This window comes from Shewanella hanedai, assembly GCF_007197645.1.
Lineage (GTDB): Bacteria > Pseudomonadota > Gammaproteobacteria > Enterobacterales > Shewanellaceae > Shewanella > Shewanella hanedai.
Genome location: NZ_VKGK01000071.1, coordinates 1 through 2,405, shown reverse-complemented (window position 1 = coordinate 2,405; position 2,405 = coordinate 1). Strand labels below are relative to the sequence as shown.

Below are 2,405 nucleotides of genomic sequence, written 5' to 3'. Positions count from 1 at the left end.
TTTCTGGCAGGGAATACGGGTTTCCTGTATATTCCAGATAATCCGTCATATCTGGATCATGCTCCATGAAAGCGTTTCCAGCGAGCGCCGTGACCCGTGTGAGTGCTGGTTGTAATCTCCCCAAATGTGCTGGTTGAAAATTCCCCAGTTTGAGGACTGTGCGTGATCGTCATGGGGGCATGCCCCCATGACGATCACGCGGCACATTTATCCCTGCTGATGCCAAAGGAAGGGCGAGCAGGTGATAGGACTCAGGGAGGTCGTTTTGATCCAGGAACTCAAAAGACAGGGGCTCAGCATCAGCGCCATCGCGCGCCAGACAGGGCTCGATCGCAAGACAGTGAAGAAGTATCTGGCCAATGGGCTGGAGACTCCAGCCTATGCACCGCGTAAACCGGTGGCCAGCGCAGCAGAACCTTATCGAACCTATCTGTTGGAGCGGATGGCAAGTTATCCCGGACTTTCATCGCGCAGGCTGCATCGTGAAATTCGCGACATGGGATATGACGGTGCCTATTCATCGCTGACGGAATATCTCCGGCAAATCCGCCCCCCGCTGCCCAGGCCTTATGAGCGGCGCTTCGAGACCGGAGCCGGCGTTCAGGCGCAGGTCGATTTTGCGGAATTCCAGACAGTCTTCACCGGCGAGCCAGGCATCGTGCGCAAGGTCTGGTTGTTCAGCATGGTGCTGGGGCACAGTCGCTGGCTGTGGGGACGTTTCTGCCCGAACCAGGGTCTGGAAACAGTGATGCGTTGCCACATCGCCGCCTTCGAGGCGATGGCGGGCTGCTGCACGGAAATTCTCTACGATCGCATGAAGACCGCTGTCATCGGTGAGGATGATGCGGGCGTGGTGACCTACAATGCCTCGCTGGTGGCGCTTCTGGCCCATTATGGCAGCGCCCCCAGAGCCTGCCAGCCCTATCGCGCCAAGACCAAGGGCCAGGTCGAGCGACCCTTCCGCTACATCCGTCAGGACTTCTTCCTTGGCCGCAGCTTCCATGATCTCGATGACCTCAACGCCCAGTTCGACGTCTGGCGCGCGGATATCGCCAACGCGCGGGCACATGCCACCACCGGGCGGATCGTGCAGGAGCATTTTGCACAGGAGCAGCCCCATCTGCATCCATTGCCTGCCCTGCGCTACGATGCTGTTCTGAGCGTCGAGCGGCGGATCAGCCGCGAGGGGATGGTGGCGGTGGCCGGCAATTATTACAGTGTGCCTGACACTGCCCGCCGTCGCGTGGTCGAGATCCAGCACCATACACATGAAGTCCTGATCTTCGAGGAAGGGAAACTCATCGCCCGGCATCCCGTGCTGGAAGGCAAAAACCGTAAGCGGATCGAGCCAGGCCACCGCAAGGCCCCACCGGTTCAACACGCCGAGATGTTGCCGACGACACCGGCGGTGCCGATCCTCCAGCGTCCTCTGGCTTTCTACGGCGCGGTGGGTGAACGCCTGGCCAACATCAATGCCAAAGGGACCGCATGATGTCTGTCACCGAACGCATCCGACAAAGCCTGCTGGCTCTCCATATGGCACGCGCCCTCGAAACGCTTGATCACACGCTGGGCAGGCTGGAAAAGGGCGAGATCAGCGCCATCGAGGCCATCGACGATCTGCTGGCCGAAGAACTGAACCTGCGCGAGGGACGGCGCATCAGCGTAGCACTGCGCACCGCCCGCCTCATGCCGATCAAAACTATCGAGAGCTTCGACTTCTCGTTCCAGCCTTCACTCGACAGGCATCGCATCACCGCGCTGGCCCAGCTCGAGTTCATCAATCGGGCCGAGGTGTTGCATTTTCTGGGCCCGCCAGGCACCGGAAAATCCCATCTGGCCACAGCCATCGGCGTGGCCGCCGTCAGGGCCGGACGCAGCGTCTATCGCTGCTCTCTGGCAGAACTGCTCGAGGCGCTCACCAGAGCCGAACGCGAGGGGCGTCTGGCCGAGAAAATTCGCTTCTACACGCGGGCTTCGCTGCTGATCGTCGATGAAATTGGCTACCTGCCAATCACGCCAGGTGGTGCCAACCTCTTCTTCCAGCTGGTCAATGCCCGCTACGAAAAGGGAGCGATGATCCTGACCTCCAATCGCGGTTTTGCCGAGTGGGGCGAGGTCTTCGGCGACCCGGTCGTCGCCACCGCGCTGCTCGACCGGCTACTTCACCATGCTGTCGTCGTCCACATCGAAGGTGCCAGCTATCGCCTGCGCCAGCATGCCGATCTGATCCCCGAGCATACACGGGCCCACGCCAATCTGATGCCACCGGCAGCGCCAAAGCGCCGCGGTAGGCCCCCAAAGCATGGAGCTATCGATCACCTCAATGGCTGATCACCATATCCGTGCTGGGGAATTTTCCGACAGCACATGTGGGGAATTTTGAAACAGCATTTACAGCCCGA

At 60.2% G+C, this 2,405-nt stretch carries 2 protein-coding genes; both read left to right on the top strand.

What is annotated here, in order from left to right; all coding sequences use genetic code 11:
- Positions 1 to 241 precede the first annotated feature (241 nt).
- Positions 242 to 1,492, top strand: coding sequence for an IS21 family transposase (istA, locus tag FN961_RS25590; RefSeq protein WP_144042963.1), 1,251 nt, complete (start codon positions 242 to 244; stop codon positions 1,490 to 1,492).
- Complete coding sequence (gene istB / locus FN961_RS25585) at positions 1,489 to 2,334, top strand: IS21-like element helper ATPase IstB (protein WP_007396167.1); 846 nt, start codon at positions 1,489 to 1,491, stop codon at positions 2,332 to 2,334. Before istA ends, istB begins: the two co-directional genes overlap by 4 nt.
- Positions 2,335 to 2,405 lie beyond the last annotated feature (71 nt).